This is a genomic window from Longimicrobium sp., from assembly GCF_035474595.1.
In the GTDB taxonomy this organism is placed as follows: domain Bacteria; phylum Gemmatimonadota; class Gemmatimonadetes; order Longimicrobiales; family Longimicrobiaceae; genus Longimicrobium.
On the sequence record NZ_DATIND010000084.1, the window covers coordinates 31524 to 51288 of the forward strand.

The following is a 19765-nucleotide window of genomic DNA, read 5'->3' on the forward strand; positions in this document are numbered from 1 at the left end:
AGCATATAGCACGGGGGGAGACTTGCGGCAAGGCCCCGGTCGCCCTGTAGAGTTGCCGGCCGAAAAAATCTCCGGCGGAGGCCGGAAACCTGTGGAAACGGGAGTCGCTGAATGGACCGCTACGTGCTGGATTTTCAGGAGATCGATCACACGCAGGCCGCGATGGTGGGCGGCAAGGGCGCGAACTTGGGGGAGCTTTCGCGGATCGAAGGCATCCGCGTGCCGGCCGGCTTTTGCGTGACGACAGACGCCTTCCGGCGGATGATGGCGGAAGCACCGTCGATCGGCGAGCGGCTCGACCGGCTGTCGCGGCTGGAGACGGACGACCGGGAGGCGATCCGCGCGCTCAGCGCGGAGATCCGCGGGACCATCGAAGCCATCGCCATCCCCGGCGACTTGGCGGCGGCGATCACCGGCGCGGTCGCCCGGCTGGGCGAGGGGGCGGCCTGCGCCGTCCGCTCCAGCGCGACGGCGGAGGACCTGCCGGCGGCCTCCTTCGCGGGCCAGCAGGACACCTATCTGAACGTCGTGGGGCCGGCGGCCATTCTCGCGCACGTAAGCCGGTGCTGGGCCTCGCTCTTCACCGAGCGGGCCGTGATCTACCGCCTGCGCAACGGCATCGATCACCGGCAGGTCTACATGGCCGTGGTCGTCCAGCGGATGGTCTTCCCGCAGGCGGCCGGCATCCTCTTCACCGCCGACCCCATCACGGGCAACCGCAAGGTCGCCTCCGTCGAGGCCAGCTTCGGCCTGGGCGAGGCGCTGGTCTCCGGCCGGGTGAACGCGGACGTCTACAAGGTGCGGGAGAGCGAGATCATCACCCGGACGATCGGCACCAAGCGGCTCGCCATCCTCGCCGCGCCGGCGGGCGGGACGGAGGAACGGGCGATCGAGCCGGATCGGCAGGTGCAGCCGGCGCTGATGGACGCGCAGGTCGTGCGGCTCGTGGAACTGGGCCGGCGGATCGAGGCGCATTTCGGCCGCCCGCAGGACGTCGAATGGTGCCTGGTGGGCGACGGCTTCCACATCGTCCAGAGCCGGCCGATCACCACGCTCTTCCCCATCCCCGAAGCCGGCGACGGGGAGAACCACGTCTACATCTCCGTCGGCCATCAGCAGATGATGACCGACGCCATGAAGCCGCTGGGGCTCTCCTTCTGGCAGATGACGACCCCCAAGCCCATGGCCGAGGCGGGCGGACGGCTGTTCGTCGACGTCACCCAGATCCTGGCGTCGCCGGCGAGCCGCGCGGGCCTCATGGGGATGGTGGGGAAGAACGATCCGCTCATCGGCGACGCGCTGCAGACGGTGCTCGACCGCGGCGACTTCATCCCGCCGCCCCTCGATGCGAGTCCCGCGTGGACGCCACCGGCGAGCGACCCGTCTGCCCCGATCGAGACCGATCCGGCCATCGTCGACGAGCTGATCGCGCGCACGCAGGCCTCCATCGCCGCCGTGAAGCGCGACATCCGTGGGAAATCGGGACCGGCGCTGCTCGACTTCATCATGGCGGACATCCAGGAGCTGAGGCGGGTCCTGCACGATCCGCAAAGCCGCCGTGTGATCATGACGGGGATGGAGGCCACGTGGTGGCTCAACGAGCAGCTGCAGGCGTGGCTGGGCGAGACGAACGCGGCCGACACGCTCACGCAGTCTGTCCCCCACAACGTCACGTCGGAGATGGGGCTGGCGCTCATGGACGTCGCGGACGCCATTCGCCCGCATCCGGAGGTCGTGGCCTATCTGCAGCACGTGGACGACGACGGCTTCCTCGACGAGCTGCCCCGGCTCGCGGGCGGGCGGGAAGCGCGAGACGCCATCCGGGCGTGGCTCGACCGGTACGGCATGCGCGGCGCCGGCGAGATCGACATTACGCGGCCGCGCTGGAGCGAGCGTCCCACCACGCTCGTGCCGCTGATCCTCGGCAACGTCAGGAACTTCGAGCCGGGCGAGGCCGCGCGCCGCTTCGAGCAGGGACGGCAGGAGGCGTGGGCGAAGGAGCAGGAGCTGCTGGAGCGCCTGCGGGCCCTGCCGGACGGGGAGGCAAAAGCCGAAGAGACGAAGCGGATGATCGACCGGGTCCAGACCTTCGCCGGGTACCGGGAATATCCCAAGTACGGCATGATCAGCCGCTACTTCATCTACAAGCAGGCCTTGAAGGAAGAAGCCGGGCGTCTGGTGCAGGCCGGCGTGCTTCGTGAGAAGGAAGACATCTTCTATCTCCGGTTCGAGGAGCTCCAGGACGTTGTGCGCACGAACCGGGTGGATGACGCGCTCATCCGCCAGCGGAGGGAGGCGTTCCGGTCGTACCAGGCGCTCACGCCGCCCCGGGTGCTCACATCGGATGGCGAGGCCGTCGCCGGCGCGTACCGGCGCGACGACCTTCCGGCCGGCGCGCTGGTCGGCCTGCCAGTTTCCGCCGGCACCGTCGAGGGGCGCGCCCGCGTCATCCTGGACATGGCGCAGGCCGATCTCGAACCGGGCGACATCCTCGTCACCGCCTACACGGACCCCAGCTGGACGCCCCTGTTCGTCGCGATCAAGGGCCTGGTGACGGAGGTGGGCGGCCTGATGACCCACGGCGCCGTGATCGCACGGGAGTACGGCCTCCCGGCCGTCGTCGGCGTGGAGCGCGCCACCCTGCTGATCCGCGACGGGCAGCGGATTCGCGTGCACGGAACGGACGGCTACGTAGAGATCCTGCCTAGCGGACGGTAAGTCAGACCCAGGCGAGTTGTCAGACACACTTCACGAACAGCCGGCGCCGCGGGTGGCTTCCCTCGGCGCCGGTGGCGTTCATACGGCCACGGGTTGGCGCCCTCCCCACCGGAGGCACTGGTCGGGCCGCGTTTCCCTTCTCGCAAGCAAAGCCCTTGACCCTCACGTAACGTGATCCCCTAGAGTGTACATCGGCGTCCGGTGCACCGCGTCTTTCAGGGAGCTTGCGATGGCCTACACGGTCAAGGAAGTAGCGGGGATGTCGGGGATCAGCGTGCGCACGCTTCACTTCTACGACGAAACGGGCCTGCTGAAGCCCGCCTCGTACGGGGCCAACGGCTACCGCTACTACGAGGAGCCGCAGCTGCTGACGCTGCAGCAGATCCTGTTCTATCGCGAGCTTGGGTTCGGGCTGAAGCAGATCAGGGAAATCCTGAGCCGCGCCGGGTTCGATACGGCCGGCGCCCTGGAGTCGCACCGGAAGGTCCTGCAGAAGAACGTCGCGCGGACGCGCAGGCTGATCGACACGATCGACAGGACTCTCGAGCACCTGAAAGGGAGGACGACCATGCAAAGCGAGGAGATGTTCGCCGGCTTCAACGTCGCCGCCGGTGAGGACCGTTTCGGTGAGCACGTGATGCTCGGTGGCGAGCCGAACGACTGCAAGGTGTCGTCACGCGACACCGGTGGCGCCATGTGCATCTTCGAGTTCACCGGCAGCGGCGGGGGCCCGCGCCACCTGCACCACGACCAGGACGAGTGGATCTACGTGATGGCCGGCGAGATCGAGCTTCACCTTGGCGATCAGCAGCTTCGCCTTGGCCCGGCGGAAAGCGCCTTCGTCCCGCGCACGGTGCCCCACGTCTGGGCGTGCGTGGGCGGCGCGCCATGCAGGATCGTGAACGTGTACCAGCCGGCCGGGGCGATCGAGGAGTTTTTCCGCGTGCTGGGCACCTACGTGGACACGCCCGTGCACGAGGCGCTTTCGATCGACGGGCTTCGCGAGCTGTTCCATTCGCACGGAATGAAGCTCGTGGGACCACCGCTGCACTGGGAGGAATACCTGGCAGGAAGATAGCCAGCTGGTGTGCGTGACGGTCAACACGACGTCGAGGAGATACCCGGCTCGCGGCGTGAACGAGAACGGCGCCGCGGGAGAGAAGAAGTTCCGCGGCGCCGGTGTGTACCCGCCCATAGGTTCAGGATACTGGCCTCACCAGTAACACATGGCCCCATCTCCAACGGTCCAACTGCAGTCCTGGCATGTCTGCGTGTCGGATGGGCACCACACGCAGGACGCGGCGCCGCTGTTCTCGCAGCCCCACTCGCCGGGGTGCACCGTCGCACACTGCTGCCCGTCAGTATACTCACGTCCGTGGACTGTGCCCTTTGCGGCGTCGGCAGCATCCGTCACGAACGTTTCGACCTGCAGTTTCTCAAGTTCCAGCTTGATTTTCCGCATGGTTCGCCTCCAAGTAGTCGGTACGAATAACGCAGTCTGCGCTCCACAACAATAACGATACACGCACCCGGGAAACAGCGCGCGGTGGTTAAATCGAAATTCACCGTCTTCGCCGCACCCGGGAGCTGCCGTTGCCGTTCACCTCTCCTGCTGTCGGGAGAGGTCGGAAAATCGCGAAGGGCGAGACGGCAGTTTTGTCTCGCCCTTCACGATTTTTCGGGTGAGGGCTGCAGCGGCACGGCAGCGGCCGATGTTCGTCTCCCCGGCAGTTCCGTTCTCCCGCACACCTCGTACTTCCGTACTCCTCGTACTTTCGTCCTTCGCGTCAGGTAAAGAACTGCGAGATCGTGTAGATCACCAGCCCCGCCAATCCCCCCACCAGCGTGCCGTTGATGCGGATGAACTGCAGGTCCTTGCCGATCTGCAGCTCGATCTTGCGCGTGGTGTCCTCGGGGTCCCACGCCTGCACGGTGCTGGAGATGAGGTCGGCCACCTCGCCCCGGTACTGCTCCACGAAGTACAGCACCGCGCTCTCGATCCACCCGTCCACCTTGGCCATCAGCTCCGGGTCGGTGCGCATGCTCTCGGCGAAGCGCGTGACCGTGTGCGCGATGCGGCGGCGGAACTCGCTTCCCGGGTCGGCCGCGTGGCGCAGCACCGACGCCTTCAGGTCGCCCCAGAGCGAGGCCGAGTAGCCGCGCACCGCGGGGTGCTGCAGCAGCTCCTCCTTCAGGTGCTCGCCGCGCTCGATCATCTCGGGGCTGGTGCGGAGCTTCTCGATGAACTCCAGCATCGCCTCGTTGTAGCGGTGGCGCAGCGGGTGGTCCTTGTTCTTCGCCACCTCGTCCAGCGTGTGCTCCACGCCGGTGATGATCTTCTGGTAGATCTTCTCGTCGATCGGGGCGGGCACCCACCAGGGCAGCTCCTGCCGGATCCGCTCGCGCAGCCCCTCGCGGTTCTCCTCCACCAGCCGGTCGATGAGGCGCAGCGCCGCGTCCAGCAGCTCCTGGTGGCGGTCGCCGTGCGTCATCAGGCTCAGCACGCGGCCGGTGAGCGGCGCCACCTGCACGGCCCGCGCGCGCTTCACCACGCTGGTCTCGATCAGCTCCTGCACCTCCTCGTCCTTCAGCACCTGCACGATCCCCGTCACCGCCGCCGCGGCGTGGCGGCCCACCAGCTCGCCGTGCTCGGGGGTGCTGAGCCAGTCGGCGATCTTGTGCGCCACCGCCGCGTTCCCCAGGCGCGCGGTGATCACGGTGGGAGAGAGGAAGTTGTTCTGCACGAAGTTGCCCAGGCTGCGGCCGATGCGGTCCTTGCGGTTGGGGATGATGGCCGTGTGCGGGATCTTCAGCCCCATGGGGTAGCGGAAGAGCGCCGTCACCGCGAACCAGTCGGCCAGCCCGCCCACCATGCTCGCCTCGGCCGTGGCGCGGATGTACCCGATCCAGTGCCAGCGCGTCTCCAGGATGCGGGTGAGGATGAAGACGACGGTCGCGCCCACCAGCAGGCCGGTGGCGCGGAACTTCATCTTCTCCAGCTGCTCGCGCTTCTGCTCCTCGTCCTTGATCGGCTGCAGCGCGATGGCGCCCGTGGGCTCCGCCGCGGCAGGCGCCGCGGCGGGGCGGGTCATGCCCGGATCAGGCGGAAGATCCACCCTTGCGTTCACTCGTAAGCTCCCTGCACGGTTCAGTCGCGGAAGGGCACGGAAAATCGCCCTCCCGCCAGTGCGCGGTGGAGGATGCATGCCACCGCCGCGAGGGACAATACCACGCCGCGAGTTTTAAAGATTCGGGGAGGGAGATTCGGGGAGCGGGGACTGGGGATTTGGAGATGGGGATTGAAGATGGGGGATCTGGAGATGGGGATTGTGGATCGGGGTGATGAAGAACGGTGACGATTGATTGATACAGCGGCGCGGCGATGTCATTCCAGCCGGGCGATGAGGCTGGGGAAGGCGAATGAATTCGCGGCAACAACAGCACAAAGTCCCTTCGGGACTGCCGCCTCGTCCTCGCGCGCCGGGATTGGCCGCGGTGCGAGAAAACGTTAGCGGTCAATCCCCGACACCTCTCCCCACGTGTTCTCACCTCGACGTGACCAGCCGTCCCTCGTCCGCGTCCCAGCGCCAGGCGCAGTCGCGGCCGTGGAGGTGCACGCCGCCGAGCCAGCGGTCGATGCCGTTCAGGCGGATGCGGTCCTCGCGGCCGTCCAGCACCGCGCGCCCCGCATCCGTCAGCGCAACGCGGCGGGCGAGGGTGGCGGAGGGGTCGTCCGGCGCGGCGGCGGCGCCGATGGTGACGAGCGGGGACGGGCCGGCGGCGAGGTCCTCGACGTAGGCCACGAAGGTGGCGTCGCCGAGCCAGATGGGGTCCTCGCGCCGCTGGTGCGAGGCGATGTAGGCGTCGCGCAGCGTGGCCGCGCCGGCGGCGATGGCTTCCAGCGCCTGCTGCTCGCTGCGCGACAGGCCGTTGCGGGTGCCGGGGAACTGCTCCAGGTGGCGGGTGAGCGCGGCACCCAGGAAGGGCAGCACCGACGAATCCTCTTCCACCAGCGCGGCGATGCCCGACGGGTCCGGCGCGCGGAAGGCGGCCCACGCCTCGCGCGCGAGCGCCAGCTCCGCGTCGGCCACCTCGCTGCGCTCGCCGAAGCGCTCCGCCAGCCGCTCGGGCGCGGAATTGCCGAGGTACTCCGCGCCGCAGACCAGCGCCAGCCGCGTCGATCCCGCGTCCTGACCGGCCAGCCAGTCCAGCACCTGCGCCAGCTGCAGCTGGTCGTACAGGTCGTGCTCGAACCAGAGCACCACCTCGTCGTGCTCGCGGAAGCGCTCGAGCGCCGCGTCGCGCTCCGCGAACTCGCGCGCGGCGTCGTCCGCCGCGCCCCACCCGCGCCCGGCGATGAAGCGCGCGCGCAGGGCGCTCAGCTCGCGCAGCGGCAGCCCGGCGGGAACGGGGCCCTCGTGCAGCACGTCGCGCCAGGGAACGATCTCGCCCGCGAGGCCCGCGGCGCGGATCCGCTCGGCCGCGCAGTCGCCGTTGGTCACGTGCAGCATCGCCCATCCTCCGTCAGGTGCGCAGCGGCGCGTCGCCGGGCTCGGACCAGCCGCGGCCGCGCAGCTCCGCCGCCAGCGGCGCGTCGCGCCGCGCGGTCATCACCACCGTCTGCTCGGCCTGGGTCACGTGCAGGTACTTGTGGAACCCGGCCGCCTCGCGCGAGACGCCGCGCGCCTCCAGCGCCCGCAGCGCGTCGTCCACCTCGCCGCGCGCGTCGCCGCGCTTCGTCATCACGTGGAAGGTCTCCGCCATCGCCGCCCTCGTCCGCGGGTGATCGCCCAAGGTAGGGCGCGCCGCGGAGACGCGCATCTCCGCCGCTCCCGATCTCCATCATCCCCCCGCTTCCGCCGATTCAGCTCCCGACGTAAATTTCTCTCCATCTCCCGGAACGTCCGTCCATCGACACTCTCCCACGGAAGGCGGCACATGGACCGCATCACGCGCATCCTGCCGTACGCGGCGCTGGTCGCGGCGGCGGCGCTGGTGGTGGTGCTGGGGCAGCAGAAGCGCACGCTGATCGGCCGCTACGACGACCTGCAGCAGCGGTACTACCGGGCGCTCCGCGAGCCGCTCCCCAACTCGTTCCTCCCCAGCTTCCAGACGGCCACGCTCGAGGGGGAGCCGGTTACCATCGGCCAGCTTCCGCAGGCGGGGCGGCAGGTGCTGTTCGTCTACACGACGACGTGTCCGTACTGCAAGGCGTCGCTCCCGGCGTGGAAGCGCATCGCGGGCGTGGTGGACACGATGACGGCGCCGAGCGCGCAGGTCTACGGCGTGTCGCTGGACTCGGCCGACATCACCCGCCGCTACGCCGCCGCGCACCAGCTTCCGTACCACACCGTGCGCTTCCCGGACCAGCGGCTGGTGTCGATGTACCGCGCCGGCGCGGTGCCGCTCACGCTGGTGCTGGACGAGCAGGGCCGCACCGTCTACGCCCGCGTCGGCGAGCTTTCCGCCCCCGCGGCGGTCGACTCCGTCATCGCCGCGGTGAAGCGGAAGCCCGCGCCCGCGCCCCGCCCGGCCGCCCCCCCGGCGCCGAACACCACGCCGGCGGCATGAGAAAGTAGTCCCAAGTCCTGAGTCCCAAGTCCTGAGTGTCGGACCGACAGACTACTCGCAGTTCAGCACTTAGGACTTAGGACTTAGGACTTATTACTTAGGACTTACTTACGATCCTTCCGCGAACGACGAAGGCCCGGGCTGCGCGCCCGGGCCTTCGTTTCGAATGGTGCCGCGGCTACCTCGTCGCTTGTTCGGCCAAGCGCTTCCCCGGGGCCTCTGGCGACTTGGCCTTCTCGTCCGGGGCACGGCCAGCCGAGCGGATGTTGATGATCTTGTTGAGCGTGTCGAACCAGAACGGTGCCCCCAGCGACAGCGCGAACGCCGTCAGCAGGATTCCCAGAAGCTTGGCCAGGATTGGCCAGAGCCGCCATCCGCCGACATCCGCCGTGTACACCGGCAGCGGCGTGGTGCGCAATAGCTCGCGGCGCATGCGCAGGCTGTCGGCGCGTGTCGCGGTGGAACCCAGCGCGCTCACAGACCTGGCGTACTGCGCCTGCGCGGTCGCAAGCTGGCGCCGTGCGGCTTCGCGCGGGGTCAGGTGCCGCGCCAAGCCCAGGCTCACCGCGTCGTCCCATCCCCACCCGAAGTTGAGCTGCGTCCGGCGGAGCAGGGCGCTGGCGGAGTCGAACGCCGCTTTCGCCCGCACCAGCGTGTCGGCGGGAAGCGGTACGGAGTCCTGCTCCGCCGCGCCGGAAGCGCCGGACGTCTGCGGGCCGGCCGCGCTGCCGGCGGGCGGTGGGGTGGTCCCCGCGACGGAGTCCGTCGTGTCCGCCGGCTGCACCCGTAAGGCGTCCGCTCCAGCCGTCGTATCGGTGGGGGTCGTCGCCTTCGTCGTGTCTCCCCCTGCTATGGGCTTGGTGGTGTCCTGGCGCGCGGAACCGGTGGTGTCGGTGATTGGGCCGTGCGACCGGACGTAATCGTACCTGGCGAGCTCCGGCAGTGCAGCGGACGCCTGCGCGGCGAGGCCGTCGCGCAGCTTGTCATCGGTGGAGAGACGGCGCCACATGTCGAGGGTGTCCGCGTTCATCGCCAGCGCGGTGAACAGGCCGATGAAGAACAGAACCATCTGCGTCCGCCGCTTGTACGATCCCGACACGCGGTCCATGGAGTTGTTGAACCATACTTCCACGCTGTCGTGAAGCCTCTGCAACTCCGTTCGCGTCTCCGCCACCGCGCCGTGCATGGCGCGCCGTGCGCCCTGCGGCAGCAGGGGCGCCTTGTCCACCGTGGCGTCGGTGTCAGTGGCGATCTGCTGCACCACATCATCCAGCGCGTCGTCCTTCATCAGCCCAAGCAGTTGGCGGACGCTCTGCGTCGAGTTGTGGGTGGGGTGCTCCAGCCCGGTCTTCGCGGCGCTCCCCGCCGAGGTCGATGTGGTCTTCCGGATGGCGTCATCGGAGCTTGCGTCCGCTACCGCAGCCGGTCTGGTGCTGTTCATGACATCCAGCAGCGCCATCGCGAAAGTGCGCGCGGGAAGGTACGAGGGCGCCCGGATCCCGCCGAACGGACCTTGGCTGTACATCGACCGGACCAGCCGGTGGTTGAAAAACTCCGTCTTCAGGTTGGGGTCGCTCGCGTCGTCCAGGAGCTTTTCGATCCCGGCGACCAGCGCCGTGCCGCGTCGGTTCGTAAGCCCCGCTATGTACTCGTTCACCGCTGAGCAGATCAGGCTCAGCAGCAGGTACACGAAGACGAGGCCCAGGATCACGTCGAGGATTTCGAGGCCGAACATGGTTGGGATGGGGGGAACGCGGGTGGGCGGGATGCGGACGTGCGGACTGCCGCACAGGTGGACGAAGGATTGGAAGGACGGAGGAGAGGAAATTTCGGAAACACGGTTCAGGCGGGTGCGCTCTCGCCCAGCAATCCATCCGCCGCGAACGACGAAGGCCCGGGCTGCGCGCCCGGGCCTTCGTCTTTCCATCGGCCGGGGCTACTTCGTCGGCTGCTCGGCCAGGCGCTTCCCCGGCGCTTCGGGCGACTTGGCGCGCTCGTCGGGGGCCCGGCCGGCGGCGCGCACGTTGATGATCTTGTTCAGCGTGTCGAACCAGAACGGCGCGCCCAGCGACAGCGCGACCACCGTCAGCAGCAGCCCGACGATCTTGGCCACCCAGTTCCCCGCGGGCTCCCATCCCGTCGGCGCCGTCATGCCGGCCGGGGGATCGGCGATGCCAAGCGCCGCGGCGTCGGCCCGCGACCAGCCGAACTGCAGCCCGGTGCCGCGCAGCTTCTCCACGCTGCCGTCGAACCGGGTCTGCGCCGCCGTGAGGTCACCGGCGGGCGCGCCGACGGCCGGCGCAGGCTGCTTCGCGTACTCCTGCGCCTGGGCGATCAGGCCCGCGCGGACGCCGTCGCTGCTGGCGATCTCCCGCCACATGGAGAGGGTGTCCGCGTTGGTCAGCAGGGAGAGGGTGATGCCGATCGCCAGCAGCCACAGCTGCGTGTAGCGCTTGTACACGCCGCTCACGCGGTCCATCCCGTTGTTGAACCACACCTCCACGCTGTCGTGCAGCTTCTGGTAGTCGGTGCGCGCCTTCAGCTGTGCCGCGGCCGCCGCGTCGCGCATGTCGGCGGGAAGGTTGGCCTGCTTCAGCGCGTCGGGATCGGTCACGAGCTCCACCACGTCGCCCAGCGCGTCCTGCTGCAGGAGGTGGATGACGTCGTGCACCGGGTTCCGCTCCGCGAGCGCGGCCTTCGTCCCCGTGCCGCGCGGCGCGTCCGGCGCCGCGGCGAGGGTCGTGTTCGCCACCGTGCCGCCCGCGCCCGGCTTGTAGCCCAGCGTGTCCAGCAGCGCCATCGCGAACGAGCGGGCGGGGATGTACGACGGGTGCCTGCCGTTGCGCGTGTACATCCCCTGGATCAGCGGGTGGCTCATCACCGCCTGGGCGATCACGGGGTCCTTCACCAGGCTCTTGATCCCCTCGAACAGCGCGTCGCCGCGCCGGTTGGTGAGCCCGGCGATGTACTCGTTCACCGCGCTGCAGATGAGGCTGAGCAGCAGGTACACGAACATGAGGCCGATGACGATGTCGAGCGTGTCGATGCCGAACATGGTTGGACGGGGAGCGCGGGGTGGGGAAGGGATCGCGTGGGCGGGCGATCGGGCTCGCCCCGGCAGGACAAGGATTTAGAGGGACGAACGCCGGGCACTTTTCCGAAAAATAGGATGTGGATCCGCATGGCATGTTTCGCGTAAATCCGGGCAACATCGAGACCGGAGGACCGCGAAGGGTGTTCGGAGACACCAATCAATTGCGCGAAAACAAGTTGGCTGCCGCCCGTGACCGGCGGTGTCTCCGTGCCCGGTGTGCAGATCGAGGCCGCCGCGGGACAGCGGAGCGGGACGCGGATGCCGCGCAGGGGTCGGGAGATGCCGGGATGGTCGCGATCCGCGCGCCATCTTCACCCCATCTCCCGGCGCGGTTGGCGGCGGTTCGCCAGCGGCAGACCACCCGGTGGCTCGTAATCGCGACCCACGCGGTTTAGCTTGTCCGCTCGCGCTTTGGGTGATGACCGGATCCGGAGAACCGCGTGGGGGAGATGACGGAAGCTGCGCGCGCCGATGTGCTGGCGCGCACCGAGGCGCACGTGCGGCGCGAGATGAGCGGCGAGGGGACGGGGCACGACTGGTGGCACGTGCACCGCGTACGCCGGACGGCGCTGCGGCTGGCGGCCGAGGAAGGCGCGGACCCGTACGTCGTCGAGCTCGCCGCGCTCCTCCACGACATCGCCGACCACAAGTTCCACGGCGGCGACCACACCGCCGGCCCCCGCGCCGCGCGTGCTTGGCTCGAAGGGCTCGGCGCGGATGGGTCCACGATCGAGCACGTGTGCGAGATCATCGCCGGGCTGTCGTTCAAGGGCGCGGGAGTGCCCACGCCCATGCGCACGTCCGAGGGGTGCGTGGTGCAGGACGCCGACCGGCTGGACGCCCTCGGCGCGGTCGGGATCGCGCGGGCGTTCGCGTACGGCGGCAGCCGCGGGCGCCCGCTGCACGCCCCGGGCGACGCGCCCGAGATGCACGACAGCTTCGAGGCGTACAAGCAGAGCGGCGGCGCCACCACCAACCACTTCCACGAGAAGCTGTTCCTGCTGCGCGACCGGATGAACACCGCCGCCGCCCGCCGCATCGCCGACGGGCGGCACCGGTTCATGGAGGCGTTCCTGGCGCGCTTCCATGCCGAGTGGGACGGGCGCGACGGCCCGGAGACGGAGGCGGATGGAGACGGTTGACCTGGGCGGCGGCGCGCACGTGCTGCGCGGCGCCGTCAACAGCGGGCTGGTGGAGACGGAGAACGGGCTGCTGGCCATCGACACCGGCCTGGACCGCGGCGCCGCCAACCGCATCGCGCGGGCGGCGGAGGAGCTGCGGCGCCCCATCGTCGCCATCCTGAACACCCACGCGCACGCCGACCACCACGGCGGCAACGCGCAGCTCGTCCGCCGCTTCGGCGTCCCCGTCCACGCGGCGGCGGTGGAGGAAGCGGTGATCCGCGAGCCGCGCTACGAGCCCGTGTACCTGTACGGTGGCGCCGCGCCCATCTCCGCGCTCACCAGCAAGTTCCTGCAGGCCGAGCCCAGCCCCGTGGACCACGTCGTCCGCCCCGGCGAGACGGTGACGATCGACGGGCGCGAGCTGGCGATCGTGGACCTCGTGGGGCACAGCCTGGCGCAGATCGGCGTCCGCGCGGGCGGCGTGCTGTTCGCGGCCGACGGCTTCTTCGGGCGCGAGCCGCTGGAGAAGCACGGCGTTCCGTACCTGGTCGATTCGGGGCGGTGGATGGAGACGCTGCGCGCGCTCGGCGAGGTGGACGCCGCGTGGATGGTCCCCGGCCACGGCGAGCCGGTGGACGACCCGCGCGACACGCTCGCGCTGAACCTGCGGGTGCTGCAGGACGCCTCGGACTGGCTGCGCGGCCGCTTCCACCGCGGCCCCGCGCGCACCGAGGACCTGCTGGTCGAGTTCGCCGAGGCGATGGGGATGCGGCTGGTCGATCCGCCGTCGTACGTGCTGAACCGCGCCGCGATGCTCGGCTTCCTCTCCACGCTCGAGCGAGAGGGCGCCGTGCGCGTGGAGATCAGCGGCGGGCGATGGACGTGGATGGCGGCGGAAACCTGAGCCATCATCCGGCAGCAGCGAGGGCGGCTCGAGCGAACGACATCCGTGTGCGTCCGCGGCATCGCGCCCTCTCCGGCCGGCTCAGGCCGTCCACCTCTCCCGTACCGGGAGAGGTAGCTGGACCGGCATCGACGCGATCCCACAAGCACTTGTGTGCGAAGTAGTTGTGGAATCGCGAGGATGCTGGATGGCCACCCTCTCCCGGGACGGGAGAGGGTCGCGCCCTCCGGCGCGGGGTGAGGGCGGCGCGAGGCTGCGGACGCGCCGCGGTTTTCCGTTGCGCTTGCTGAAAGGGAGTGCCGTTGCTGAAAGGGAGGATCGCGTGGGGGAGATGACCGGGCGCGTCTGCGTGGTGACCGGGGCCAGCGGTGGCATCGGCAAGGCCGCGGCGACGGAGCTGGCGCGGCGCGGGGCGACGGTCGCGCTCGTGGTCCGCAGCCCCGAGCGCGGCGAGGCGGCGCGCGCCGAGATCGAGCGCGCCACCGGCAACGGCGCCGCGCGCGTCGTGCTCGCCGACCTGTCGCGGCAGGCGGAGGTGCGGCGCGCGGCGGACGAGCTGCTGTCGGCGTATCCGCGCATCGACGTGCTGGTGAACAACGCCGCCGTGTACACGCGCCGCCGCCGGCTGACGGACGACGGGATCGAGATGCAGTGGGCGGTGAACCACCTCGCGCCCTTCCTGCTGACCAGCCTGCTCCTGCCGCGGCTCACCGCGAGCGCCCCGGCGCGCGTGGTGACGGTCAGCTCCAACGCGCACGAGATGGCGGAGCTGCGCTGGGACGACCTGGAGATGCGGCGGCGGCGCTACCGCGGCTTCAGGCAGTACGGCAACACCAAGCGCGCCAACGTCCTGTTCACCCGCGAGCTGGCGCGCCGCACGGCCGGCTCCGGGGTGGCCGCGAACGCGCTGCACCCCGGCACCGTGGCCACCGAGCTGCTGATGAACGGCTTTCCGCCCATCCGCCTGTTCCGCCGCTGGCTGCGCACGCCGGAGCAGGGCGCCGCCACCGCCGTCTACCTGGCCGCCTCGCCGGAGGTGGCCGGCATCTCGGGCGAGTACTTCGTCGACGAGCGCCCCGTCCCGGTCCCCGCCCCCGCCCACGACGACGAGGCCGCGCGCCGCCTGTGGGAGATCAGCGAGCGGATGGTGGGGCTGGCCTGAAAAGCCGTCTCAGACCCGGTCTCCGTCGCGCTCGATCACCGTGTCGATTCCCTCGGCGAAGCCGCGCAGCTCGCGCGGGTGACGTACGGGGACGAGCTCCATCCGTCCATCGTATGCCAGTACGTCGATCCGTTGGCCGGGCCGTATCCCGAGCGCCTCCCGGACGGCGCGAGGAATCGTGATCTCGAAGGCGGGTGACACGGTTTACGGTTTCCATGGCAGCTTTCCGTTGCGGTGGGTCCTGACGTTAATCGCCCGACCCCGAGGACCGGAAGACAGCTCCGGACCAGGCGCGGCGAGGACGGGGAGAGGCCGGGCACAGGCGTTGCGAGTGCGGCGGCGCCGGAGGGACGGCCACGGCAGAAGGAGCGGGACGATGCGGAAGACGATGGCGGCGGCGCTCGCCGCGCTGGTGCTGGCGGGGTGCAAGGTCGAGGTGAACGACCACGGCAAGCTCCCCGAGGTGGACGTGAAGGACAAGCCCGGCGGCGGCACCCAGGTGGACGTGCAGCCCGGCCGCATGCCCGACGTGAACGTGCAGGCCGACTCGGCCAGCATGCCCGACGTGAAGGCGCCGGACATCAAGGCACCGGATATCAAGGCTCCGGAGATCAAGGCTCCGGACATCAAGGCGCCGGACGTGCACCTGCCGTCCACGGGGCGCGACACCACGCGTCGCGCGGCGCCGAAGTGAGCCGCCACACATTACGAAGAAAGACGGGGACGAGCTGATGCGGATGGGATTGCGGGTGGCCGCGGCGGCGGTGTGCGCGGCGGCGGTGCTGGGTGCGTGCGACCGCGGCGGCGGCGGCGGCGGCGATGGCGCGCGGAAGGCGCCGGCCGATGCGCAGGAGGACTCGTCGCGCGTGACCGCGAAGGCGCTGCAGGACTCGGGGGTCAGCGTGGACACGCAGAGCATCGACACCGGCACCGCGCGCACCACCCCCGCCGAAGACAACTGACGGCGGGCCTCGCTCCACGACCGGCCCCGGCGCGCCACCGCGAGCGCGCCGGGGCCGTTTCGTTCGTCTGCAACGCAAACTGCAACGGGGCTTCTGGCGGAGCGGTGCATCGGGGCGTTACCATTGTCGCACACCCGACAAACCGACGCACCACATGGACAACCGCACGCTGGGAGTTCTCATCGTCGCGCTGGGCGCCGCCGCCGTCCTCGCCGGCCTGCTGGTGATGGCCGGCGGCCTGGGCTGGTTCGGCCGGCTCCCCGGCGACGTGCGCTGGGGCTCCGGCGGCGTGCGCGTGTACGTTCCCGTTACCTCCATGCTGCTGGTGTCGGTGGTGCTCAGCCTGGTGCTCTGGCTGGTCCGGCGCTTCTTCTAGCCCCACTTCCCACCGCGAGGCCCTGACGCGTGGATTCCAACGCCCCGGCACCCTGGCAGATCTGGATCGATACCGGCGGGACCTTCACCGACTGCGTGGCGCGCGACCCGCGCGGCACCATCCGCCGGGCGAAGGTGCTCAGCAGCAGCGCCCTTCGCGCCACCGTGGAGAAGGCTCTCGCGCCCGATGCCTTCCGCATGGCGGAAGAGTGGAACGCGCCGCAGGGCACGGTCGACGGCTTTTCCGTGCGGCTGCTGGGGGTGCGGCATCCCCCCGCGCGCGTGGCGATGTACGACGTGAAGTCGGGGACCGTGTACCTCGACCGCCCGCTCCCCGACCTCCCGCCGGCGGGAACCACGGTGGAGTTCGTCTCGCCCGACGAGGCGCCCGTCCTGGCCGCCAAGCTGGTGACGGGAACGCCGTTCGGCGGGCGCCTGCCGCCGCTGGCCATGCGGCTGGCGACCACGCGCGGGACCAACGCGCTGCTGGAGCGGCGGGGCGCGCGGGTGGCGCTCTTCATCACCCGCGGCTTCGGCGACCTGCTGCGGATCGGCACGCAGCAGCGGCCCGACCTTTTCGCGCTGAAGGTGGAGACGCGCGCGCCGCTGTACGAGGAGGTGGTGGAGGTCGACGAGCGGCTGAACGCCGACGGCTCCGTCCTGCGCGCCTTCGACGCCGAGGCGCTCGCCGCCGCCGCGGCCGGGCTGGCGTCGCGGGGGATCGAGGCGGCGGCGGTCGCGCTGATGCACGCGTACCGCAACCCCGCGCACGAGCGTGCTCTCGCCGGCGTGCTGCGCGCGGCCGGATTCCGCCACGTGTCGCTCTCTTCCGAGCTCGCGCCGCTCATCAAGCTCCTCCCCCGGGCGGAGACGGCGGTGGTCGATGCCTACCTCTCCCCCGTCATCCGCGACTACCTGGAGCGCGTGGGCTCGGCGCTGCACGGCGGGCGGCTGCACGTGACCACCAGCGCCGGCGGGCTGGTGCGGCCGGAGGACTTCCGCGCCAAGGACTCGCTCCTCTCCGGCCCGGCGGGCGGCGTGGCGGGGGCGGCGTGGGCCGGGCGGCGCTCGGGGTTCCGGCGGGTGATCGCCTTCGACATGGGCGGAACGAGCACCGACGTGGCCCGGTGCGACGGCGACTTCGAGTACGTGTGGGAGCACGAGGTGGGCGGCGGGCGCATCTTCTCCCCCGCGCTGGCGATCGAGACGGTGGCGGCCGGCGGTGGCTCCATCTGCGCGTTCGACGCCGAGGGGCTGCGCGTGGGCCCGGAGAGCGCGGGAGCGGCGCCGGGGCCGGCGTGCTACGGAGCGGGCGGCCCGCTCACCATCACCGACTGCAACCTCCTCCTGGGCCGCATCGCCGCGGGCACCTTCCCCATCCCGGTCGATCCGGCTCCGGCGACGGAAGCCGCGGACGCGCTCCTCCGCGACGTGCGCGAGCGCACCGGCGAGGAAACGGCGCGCGAGGCACTGCTGGCGGGGCTCCTCGACATCGCCGACGAGCGGATGGCCGACGCGATCCGCACCATCTCGCTGCGCCGCGGCTACGACCCGGCCGAGTACGCGCTGGTGGCGTTCGGCGGTGCGGGCGGGCAGCACGCGTGCGGCGTCGCGGAACGGCTGGGCATCTCCACCGTCCTGGTTCCCGCGGACGCCGGGCTGCTGAGCGCCGTGGGGATCGGGCGCGCGCCGCTGGAGCGCTTCGCCGAGCGCCAGGTGCTGCGGCCGCTGGCCGAGATCGAGGGCGACGTGGCGCACTTCTTCACCGAGCTCTCCAACCAGGCGCTCGAGGCCGTCGCGCGCGAGGGGGTGGAGAGGTCGACGATCGTCATCCGCCGCCGCATCGCCAACCTCCGCTACGTGGGGCAGGAGTCGTCGCTGGCGCTGGAGTGGAAGCCGGGGATGGACCTTCTCCCCGCCTTCGAGGAGCGCCACGCCGCCGTCTACGGCCACCGCCCCGAGGCGCGCGCGGTGGAGGTGGAGTCGATCCGCGCGGTCGCGTCGACGCTGGTGGACGAGCCGTCCGTCGACGCTACGCCGGAGCGCTTTCCCGCGCCCACCAACGGCTCGCGGCGGATCTGGATGCGCGGGGGGTGGCGCAAGGTACCGTGCTACGATCGCGCGAACCTCAACCCCGGCGCCACCTTCGCCGGCCCGGCGGTGGTGACGGAGAAGCACGCCGCGACGGTGGTGGCGGAGGGGTGGGACGTGGAGCTGGACGGCGCCGGCGCGCTGGTGCTCACGGCCTCGGCCGCCCGCCCCTCTGCGGTCACGGGGGAGGAGGAAGATGCGGCGACCCCCGAGGCGGTGCGGCTGGAGCTGTTCGTGAACCGCTTCCGCGCGCTGGTGGGGGAGATGGGCGAGATGCTGCGCCGCACCGCGCTCTCCACCAACGTGAAGGAGCGGCTGGACTACTCCTGCGCGCTGCTGGACGCCGACGGCGAGCTGGTGGTGAACGCGCCGCACATCCCCGTGCACCTGGGCGCGCTCGGCCTCTGCGTCCGCTCCGTCGCCGCCGCGATCGCGATGGAGCCGGGGGACGTGGTGGTGACGAACCATCCCGCCTTCGGGGGATCGCATCTCCCCGACGTCACCATCATCACCCCCGTGCACGACGGCGGGGGCGCGCGGGTGGGCTACGTCGCCAGTCGCGCGCACCACGCGGAGATCGGCGGCACGCGGCCGGGGTCGATGCCGCCCGACGCGCGGACGCTGGCCGAGGAGGGCGTCGTCATCCCCCCCATGCACCTGGTGCGCGCCGGCCAGCCGCGCTGGGAGGAGATGCGCCGCCTGCTCTCCGAAGCCCCGCATCCCACCCGCGCGGTGGAGGAGAACCTGGCCGATCTCGCGGCGGCCGTCGCGGCGAATCACCGCGGCGCCGAGCTGCTGGCGGCGATGGCGAGGGAGCACGGCACCGCCGCCGTCTCGGGGTACATGGACGCGCTGAAGCGGCGCGCCGAGCGGGGCGTGCGCGAGGCGCTGGACGCGCTTCCGGACGGCGTCTACGAGGCGGAGGAGCGGCTGGACGACGGCGCCCGGCTCTGCGCCCGCATCCAGATCCGCGGCGACCAGGCGGTGATCGACTTCGCGGGGACGGCGGACGTGCACCCGGGGAACCTGAACGCCACGCCGGCCATCGTCCGCAGCGTCGTCCTCTACGTCCTGCGCCTGCTCGTCCGCGACGCGCTGCCGCTGAACGAGGGGCTGCTGCGCGCGGTGGAGATCCGCATTCCGCGGGGGATGCTGAGCCCCGAGTGGCCGGAGGACCCGTCGCGCGCGCCGGCCGTGGTCGGCGGCAACACCGAGGTGAGCCAGCGGCTGACCGACACGCTGCTGAAGGCGCTGAAGCTGGTCGCCTGCAGCCAGGGGACGATGAACAACGTGCTGTGGGGCACGGAGCGCTTCGGGTACTACGAGACTGTGTGCGGCGGGGCGGGTGCGGGGACGGGGTGGGACGGCGCGGGGCCGGTGCACACGCACATGACCAACACCCGCATCACCGACGCCGAGGTGGTGGAGCACCGCTACCCCGTGCGCATCGAGCGCTTCGGGGTGCGCGCGGGCTCCGGCGGCGCGGGCCGCCACCGCGGCGGCGACGGCGCCGTGCGCGAGACGGTGTTCCTGCAGCCCGCCTCGCTCTCCATCCTGGCCCAGCACCGCGCGGAGGGGCCCTACGGCGTGGACGGCGGCCAACCCGGCGCCCCCGGCCGCCAGCACGTGCTCCGCGCGAACGGCGAGCGGGTCGAGCTCGCCTCGGTAGACGGATGCGAGGTGGCCGCAGGCGACACGTTGGTCCTGGAAACGCCCGGCGGTGGCGGCTGGGGAGCGGCGGAGGATTGATGCAACCGGCGGAGG

Annotated in this window: 16 protein-coding genes; 10 read left to right on the forward strand and 6 right to left on the reverse strand. The window is 70.9% G+C overall.

Translation table 11 applies throughout. The features are described 5' to 3' along the window. Window positions 1-111: 111 nt before the first annotated feature. The gene (gene rph / locus VLK66_RS15190; RefSeq protein WP_325310290.1) at window positions 112-2718 is read left to right on the forward strand and encodes a rifamycin-inactivating phosphotransferase; all 2607 of its coding nucleotides are present in this window, start codon (window positions 112-114) and stop codon (window positions 2716-2718) included. Between the two features lie 229 nt (window positions 2719-2947). Continuing rightward, window positions 2948-3796: a MerR family transcriptional regulator gene (locus VLK66_RS15195; protein WP_325310291.1), complete on the forward strand. Its 849-nt coding sequence runs from the start codon at window positions 2948-2950 to the stop codon at window positions 3794-3796. 709 nt (window positions 3797-4505) lie between these two features. On the opposite strand, the gene VLK66_RS15200 is transcribed toward VLK66_RS15195, so the two are convergent. The 3 genes from VLK66_RS15200 to VLK66_RS15210 form a co-directional block, all read right to left on the reverse strand. Further along, a complete protein-coding gene (locus tag VLK66_RS15200) occupies window positions 4506-5810 on the reverse strand; it encodes a DUF445 domain-containing protein (RefSeq protein ID WP_325310292.1) in 1305 nt (434 codons plus the stop codon). A gap of 453 nt (window positions 5811-6263) precedes the next feature. Beyond that, window positions 6264-7229: a DUF1835 domain-containing protein gene (locus VLK66_RS15205; protein WP_325310293.1), complete on the reverse strand. Its 966-nt coding sequence runs from the start codon at window positions 7227-7229 to the stop codon at window positions 6264-6266. Window positions 7230-7242: 13 nt separating this feature from the next. After that, window positions 7243-7482 (reverse strand): hypothetical protein, encoded by a 240-nt coding sequence (locus VLK66_RS15210; protein WP_325310294.1) that lies wholly within the window; start codon window positions 7480-7482, stop codon window positions 7243-7245. A gap of 174 nt (window positions 7483-7656) precedes the next feature. On the opposite strand from VLK66_RS15210, the gene VLK66_RS15215 reads away from it, so the two are divergent. Next, entirely contained in the window at window positions 7657-8289 is a 633-nt protein-coding gene (locus VLK66_RS15215) for a TlpA disulfide reductase family protein (RefSeq protein WP_325310295.1), read from the forward strand. A gap of 178 nt (window positions 8290-8467) precedes the next feature. On the opposite strand, the gene VLK66_RS15220 is transcribed toward VLK66_RS15215, so the two are convergent. Beyond that, the gene (locus VLK66_RS15220; RefSeq protein ID WP_325310296.1) at window positions 8468-10024 is read right to left on the reverse strand and encodes a hypothetical protein; all 1557 of its coding nucleotides are present in this window, start codon (window positions 10022-10024) and stop codon (window positions 8468-8470) included. 201 nt (window positions 10025-10225) lie between these two features. Further along, a complete protein-coding gene (locus VLK66_RS15225) occupies window positions 10226-11344 on the reverse strand; it encodes a hypothetical protein (protein WP_325310297.1) in 1119 nt (372 codons plus the stop codon). Window positions 11345-11832: 488 nt separating this feature from the next. On the opposite strand from VLK66_RS15225, the gene VLK66_RS15230 reads away from it, so the two are divergent. From VLK66_RS15230 to VLK66_RS15240, 3 genes are all read left to right on the forward strand, one after another. Continuing rightward, window positions 11833-12525 carry an HD domain-containing protein gene (locus tag VLK66_RS15230; protein ID WP_325310298.1) on the forward strand — a complete coding sequence of 231 codons (693 nt, stop codon included), beginning with the start codon at window positions 11833-11835 and terminating at the stop codon, window positions 12523-12525. Next, window positions 12512-13411 carry an MBL fold metallo-hydrolase gene (locus VLK66_RS15235; protein WP_325310299.1) on the forward strand — a complete coding sequence of 300 codons (900 nt, stop codon included), beginning with the start codon at window positions 12512-12514 and terminating at the stop codon, window positions 13409-13411. Before VLK66_RS15230 ends, VLK66_RS15235 begins: the two co-directional genes overlap by 14 nt. Window positions 13412-13742: 331 nt before the next feature. Then, on the forward strand, window positions 13743-14573 hold the full coding sequence (locus tag VLK66_RS15240; protein ID WP_325310331.1) for an SDR family oxidoreductase: 831 nt from the start codon (window positions 13743-13745) through the stop codon (window positions 14571-14573). Window positions 14574-14582: 9 nt separating this feature from the next. Here the strand turns inward: VLK66_RS15240 and VLK66_RS15245 are convergent, their stop codons facing one another. Then, window positions 14583-14774, reverse strand: coding sequence for an AbrB/MazE/SpoVT family DNA-binding domain-containing protein (locus tag VLK66_RS15245; RefSeq protein WP_325310300.1), 192 nt, complete (start codon window positions 14772-14774; stop codon window positions 14583-14585). A 175-nt stretch (window positions 14775-14949) separates the two neighbouring features. Here VLK66_RS15245 and VLK66_RS15250 point away from each other — a divergent pair, with 175 nt between their 5' ends. From VLK66_RS15250 to VLK66_RS15265, 4 genes are all read left to right on the forward strand, one after another. After that, the gene (locus VLK66_RS15250; RefSeq protein WP_325310301.1) at window positions 14950-15267 is read left to right on the forward strand and encodes a hypothetical protein; all 318 of its coding nucleotides are present in this window, start codon (window positions 14950-14952) and stop codon (window positions 15265-15267) included. Window positions 15268-15304: 37 nt separating this feature from the next. Continuing rightward, the gene (locus tag VLK66_RS15255) at window positions 15305-15535 is read left to right on the forward strand and encodes a hypothetical protein (RefSeq protein WP_325310302.1); all 231 of its coding nucleotides are present in this window, start codon (window positions 15305-15307) and stop codon (window positions 15533-15535) included. A 154-nt stretch (window positions 15536-15689) separates the two neighbouring features. Further along, the gene (locus VLK66_RS15260; RefSeq protein WP_325310303.1) at window positions 15690-15911 is read left to right on the forward strand and encodes a DUF2905 family protein; all 222 of its coding nucleotides are present in this window, start codon (window positions 15690-15692) and stop codon (window positions 15909-15911) included. Between the two features lie 29 nt (window positions 15912-15940). Then, entirely contained in the window at window positions 15941-19750 is a 3810-nt protein-coding gene (locus VLK66_RS15265; protein ID WP_325310304.1) for a hydantoinase B/oxoprolinase family protein, read from the forward strand. The last annotated feature ends 15 nt before the right edge of the window (window positions 19751-19765 follow it).